Source organism: Geitlerinema sp. CS-897, from assembly GCF_028368005.1.
GTDB lineage: Bacteria > Cyanobacteriota > Cyanobacteriia > Cyanobacteriales > Geitlerinemataceae > Baaleninema > Baaleninema simplex.
In genome coordinates, this window is the sequence record NZ_JAQNCQ010000005.1 from 1 (window position 1) to 5,239 (window position 5,239).

Here is a 5,239-nt window from a genome sequence, read left to right on the forward strand (position 1 = left end):
TTATATTTGATTGCTCGTTTCGGCGCTATCCCCTTCTCTCGCTATCGCATTGTTCAGGGGACGCACCTCAACTCACCGCCGCTTCACCACCCCCTAACCGCTTCGCGGTATAGGCGGAGTACTGCGACGGATCTTTATAGAGGCGTTAAAAATTTCCGTCTAAAATAGGGGGCGATCGCTACAGGTTTGTTTGCACCAGTCCGCGATCCTGTAATAGGCTGGGAACGAGAGCCTAGCGACTGTCGGAACCTCAAACGAGGTAAAGTTTGCCGATCGGAATAGGATCGGTCAAAACCGACCTTCGACCATTCGGCTCTCCTCACTGGGCGGTTGGCTTCGTGCCGGTACATTATATTAATGTAAGTACATAAAAGTTCATAGATTCCCCCCTTTTCCCTTCGAGGCAGGTCGCTCCCGGAGAAATCGAAGTCCCCATTCCGCGACGGCACGCCTAGAGTCCCCGCAGACAACTAGCTCTACTCGATCGCACGCGAATTATGTTCGAACACTTTACAGACAAAGCTATCCGAGTCGTCATGCTGGCGCAAGAAGAGGCGCGTCGGCTCAAACACAACATGGTCGGGACCGAACAAATCCTGCTAGGTTTAGTCGGCGAGGGAAGCAGCATCGCCGCCGAAGTCCTCAACAAATTCGGCGTCAGCCGTGAAAACGCCCGACAAGAGGTCGAGCAACTCATCGGGCGCGGTTCCGGCTTCGCCTCGGCCGAAATTCCCTTCACGCCTAAAGCCAAACGGGTTTTTGAGTACGCTGTCGAAGAAGCCCGACAACTCGGCCATAACTATATCGCCCCGGAACATATTTTATTAGGACTGACTCGAGACGAAGAAGGCGTCGCGGCGACAGTTCTCCATAACTTAGGGGTCGATTTAGCGGATCTCCGTACCCAAGTGATGAAACAACTCGGGGAAGTGGCTGGGGTCGCCGTGGGCGATCGCCCCAGTGCGAAAACCGGGAAAACTGCCACCCTCGACGAGTTCGGAACGAACCTCACGCAACTGGCCGAATCCGGAAAACTCGATCCCGTCGTCGGTCGCGAACGGGAGACCGAACGCCTGATTCAAATCCTAGGTCGTCGTACCAAAAACAACCCCATTCTCGTCGGCGAACCGGGAATCGGGAAAACGGCGATCGCCGAAGGATTAGCGCAGCGCATCGTCAAAAACGCCGTTCCCGAAATGCTGGAAAACAAGCAAGTCATCGCCCTGGATATGGGGTTGTTGGTGGCGGGAACGCGCTTCCGAGGCGAATTTGAAGAACGCCTGAAAAACATCGTCGAAGAAGTTCGCGGAAACGGAAACATCATCTTAGTTATTGACGAAATTCATACCCTCGTCGGTGCGGGGGCGTTAGAAGGAAGCCTGGATGCGGCGAACATCCTCAAACCGGCGTTGGCCCGAGGCGAACTGCAATGTATCGGGGCGACGACCCTCGACGAGTACCGCAAACACATCGAACGGGACGCAGCTCTCGAACGTCGGTTCCAACCGATTATGGTGGGCGAACCGACTGTTGAGGAAACCATCGAAATCCTCTTCGGACTGCGCGATCGCTACGAACAACACCACCAACTGACCATCGCCGACGAAGCCCTCGACGCGGCGGCCAAACTCAGCGATCGCTACATTAACGATCGCTTCTTACCGGACAAGGCCATCGACCTCATCGACGAAGCCGGGTCTCGCGTTCACATCGAGCATTTCAAATCGTCCCCCGCCAGTCGGGACATGAAGAAAGAACTAACTCGAGCGATCTCTGAAAAAGAAGCAGCCGTCGACGCTCAAGATTTCGAGAAAGCTGGAGAACTGCGCGATCGCGAATTGGAAATCCGCCGCGAAATGGACAAACTGGCCGAAGAACGCCAGCAAAAACCCGGTCGCGTTCCCGTGGTGACGGAAGACGACATCGCCCACATCGTCGCCAGTTGGACGGGTGTTCCCGTGACGAAAATCGAAGAAAGCGAATCCGAGAAGCTGCTGCACATGGAAGACACCCTGCACCAGCGTCTCATCGGACAAGAGGAAGCCGTTCGCGCCGTGTCTCGTGCGATTCGTCGCGCCCGCGTCGGCTTGAAAAACCCCAAACGTCCCATCGCCAGCTTCATCTTCTCCGGCCCCACAGGCGTCGGAAAAACCGAACTGACCAAATCTCTGGCGGATTACTTCTTCGGGTCAGAAGAGGCTATGATTCGGCTGGATATGTCCGAATTTATGGAACGTCACACCGTCTCGAAGCTCATCGGTTCCCCGCCGGGATTCGTGGGGTACGACGAAGGGGGACAACTCACCGAAGCGGTGCGTCGTCGCCCTTACACGGTGATTCTCTTCGACGAAATCGAAAAAGCTCACCCCGACGTTTTCAACCTGTTGTTGCAGATTCTCGAAGACGGACAGTTGAGCGATTCCAAAGGTCGCACGGTGGACTTCAAAAACACCCTGCTGATTATGACCTCGAACATCGGCTCTCGCGTTATCGAGAAAGGTGGCGGCGGTTTGGGCTTCGACGTGGCTGACGACCAGACAGATGCCCAGTACAACCGCATTCGCAACCTGGTTAACGAGGAGTTGAAGCAGTACTTCCGTCCTGAATTCCTCAACCGCGTGGACGATATCATCGTCTTCGGTCAGTTGAAGCGGGAAGAAATCAAGGAAATCGCCGAACTGCAACTGAAACAGGTGTTCGCACGACTGACGGAACAAAACATCACGTTGCAAGCCACGGAAGCGTTTAAAGAGCGGTTGGTAGACGAAGGCTACGATCCGGCTTACGGGGCGCGTCCGTTACGTCGAGCGATTATGCGTCTGTTAGAAGACGTTCTGGCTGAAGAAATGCTCGCCGGAAACTTGGAAGAGGGCGACAAGGCGATCGTCGATGTAGACGAGAACGGAAACGCCGTCATTTCCAAAGACGACGCTCGCTTGAAAACCCCCGAACTCGCTGGCGTCCGGTAGGGTGTGTGACTTCTAAGATCCCCGGAATCTGCAAGATTCCGGGGATCTAGCACCTTTGAGAGCAATTCGCTAATAATTTTGTTGAAACCTCCAGTTTTTAAAAACAACCAGAGAAACAAAAGAGAAGCTTTCCCTTTCTCCGGCTAAATTAATGCAAGAAGTGGCGAACTCCCGTGAGAACCATCACGACACCTAACTCGTTGGCGGCTGCGATCGAATCCTTATCGCGAATGCTACCGCCCGGTTGAACGATCGCCGTAATTCCCGCCGCCGCAGCAGAACGCACAGAATCGTCAAAGGGGAAGAAGCCATCGCTGGCTAACGTCGCCCCCTGACACTGTTCTCCGGCTTGTTCGAGAGCAATTTTCGCCGCCCCGACGCGGTTCATCTGACCCGCCCCAATTCCTAACGTGGTGCGGTTTTTCGTCACGACAATGGCGTTGGATTTAACGTGTTTGCAGACTTTCCACGCGAACAGCAATTCTTCTAACTGTTCCGGTGTGGGTTGTTTTTCTGTGACGATTTTCCATTGCGTGGTATCTTCGACTAAATCGTCGGCAGTTTGGACGAGAAAGCCTCCCGCGATCGCTTTAAGGGTTTCGCGGCTTCCCAGGTTCAAATCGGACATCGTCAACACGCGAACTTTCGACTTTTTCGTCAAAATTTCCTTCGCCTCGTCTTCGCAACCGGGGGCGACGACACATTCTAAAAAGGTCTTCGTCAACGCCGTTGCGGTGGGGGCGTCGATGGGACGGTTCAAGGCGACAATTCCCCCAAATGCGGAGACGGAATCGGCGTTAAAGGCGTCTTCGTAAGCTTGAAGCAAAGTCTCGCCCACCGAAACGCCGCAGGGATTGGTATGTTTCAACACCGCCGCTGCGGGGGGTTTGTCGTCGCCGAGGAATTCCGCGATGATGCGACGGGCGGCTTCTAAATCGACGAGGTTGTTGTAGCTGAGTTCTTTTCCTTGCAGTTTCTCCGCTGCGCCCCAACCGCTGGCGGTTTGACCGATTTGATACCAGGCGGCTTTTTGGTGGGGGTTTTCGCCGTAACGCAGGGCTTGAATTTGCGACCCCGCCACGCCAAACTGTTCGGGAAGGGTTTCGGATTCGGTTTGGCTTTCGAGGTAGGTGGCGATCGCGCGATCGTACTGACAAGTATGCCAGAATCCGGCTTTGGCGCAGTGGCGGCGGAATTCAAAGGACGGTTCGCCTTTTTCGCGCAGTTCCGTTAAATAGCCGTCGTATTGGGCGGGGTTAGACAACACCGTCAGATGTTGGAAGTTTTTCGCCGCCGCCCGCAACATGGCCGGGCCGCCGATGTCGATTTTTTCCACGGCGTCGGCGAGGGTGACGTCGGGTTGGGCGATCGTGGCTTCAAAGGGGTAGAGGTTCACCACTACCAAATCGATAGGGCGAACGTCGTTGGCTTCTAAGTCTTGGAGATCTTCGGGGAGGTTGCGACGGGCGAGAATTCCACCGTGAACGCGAGGGTGTAGGGTTTTGACCCGTCCGCCGAGAATTTCGGGAAATCCGGTGTAGTCTGAGACTTTGGTTACGGGGAGTCCGGCGTCTTGCAAGACTTTTGCGGTTCCGCCGCTACTAATGATGTCAAATTGGAATTCTTCGACGATCGAGCGAGCGAATTCGACCAATCCGGTTTTATCCGATACACTCAACAAAGCTAAACGCGCCACGGTTTTCTCCTTTCCTAATCGCACGACCCGTTTATTTTACAACGGGGGGCGAGTCCCTCCAGTCGGGGTTTTGATGAGTGGGTCGATCGCCGCGACAATATCCCGAAACCGTCTCGAACGACAAGCGTACAGATTTCTCGACTTTTTAGGGGGTGTGGTTTTGCAGCCAGTTAATGACTTCATCAGCGTTGCGATCGGGAGGAAAGACGGGGTAAAAAACTTTAACAATTTTTCCGTATTTTGCAATTAGCGTCACTCGTTTAATTAACTGTAGATCTGCGATTTCAAACGTGGGGAGCTTTAGCGCTTCAGCAAAACTTAAATCGCAGTCACTTAACAGCTCAAATGGTAAATGAAGCCGTTCGACTGCTTCTTTTTGATACTCAGTATTTTGAGTACTCAGTCCAAAAACTTGCGCTCCCAATTTTTCTAATTCGGGCTTGCTGAAAAGAAGTGAAAAGCTTACGACGTAAGGCTTAGAGGAGTCTTGACATGGCTTCGAGAACCCGAAAAAGAGGTAAAATTGGAAATTCCTGTGCATCCGGCAAGAAAAAATGTATCAAAAATCACAAAA

2 protein-coding genes and 1 pseudogene are annotated in these 5,239 nt (G+C 53.5%); 1 reads left to right on the forward strand and 2 read right to left on the reverse strand.

All coding sequences use genetic code 11. The features are described 5' to 3' along the window. Positions 1-497: 497 nt before the first annotated feature. Positions 498-2,969, forward strand: coding sequence for an ATP-dependent Clp protease ATP-binding subunit (locus POG22_RS00155; protein ID WP_498902931.1), 2,472 nt, complete (start codon positions 498-500; stop codon positions 2,967-2,969). A gap of 148 nt (positions 2,970-3,117) precedes the next feature. Here the strand turns inward: POG22_RS00155 and purH are convergent, their stop codons facing one another. Next, complete coding sequence (purH, locus tag POG22_RS00160; protein WP_498902932.1) at positions 3,118-4,665, reverse strand: bifunctional phosphoribosylaminoimidazolecarboxamide formyltransferase/IMP cyclohydrolase; 1,548 nt, start codon at positions 4,663-4,665, stop codon at positions 3,118-3,120. A 145-nt stretch (positions 4,666-4,810) separates the two neighbouring features. After that, positions 4,811-5,101 (reverse strand): annotated as a pseudogene (locus tag POG22_RS00165) (redoxin family protein); the annotation flags it as partial. Positions 5,102-5,239 lie beyond the last annotated feature (138 nt).

Bases quoted from the DNA above. Each gene is read 5' to 3' on its own strand.
- POG22_RS00155 (WP_498902931.1), top strand. From the start codon at position 498: ATGTTCGAACACTTTACAGACAAAGCTATCCGAGTCGTCATGCTGGCG.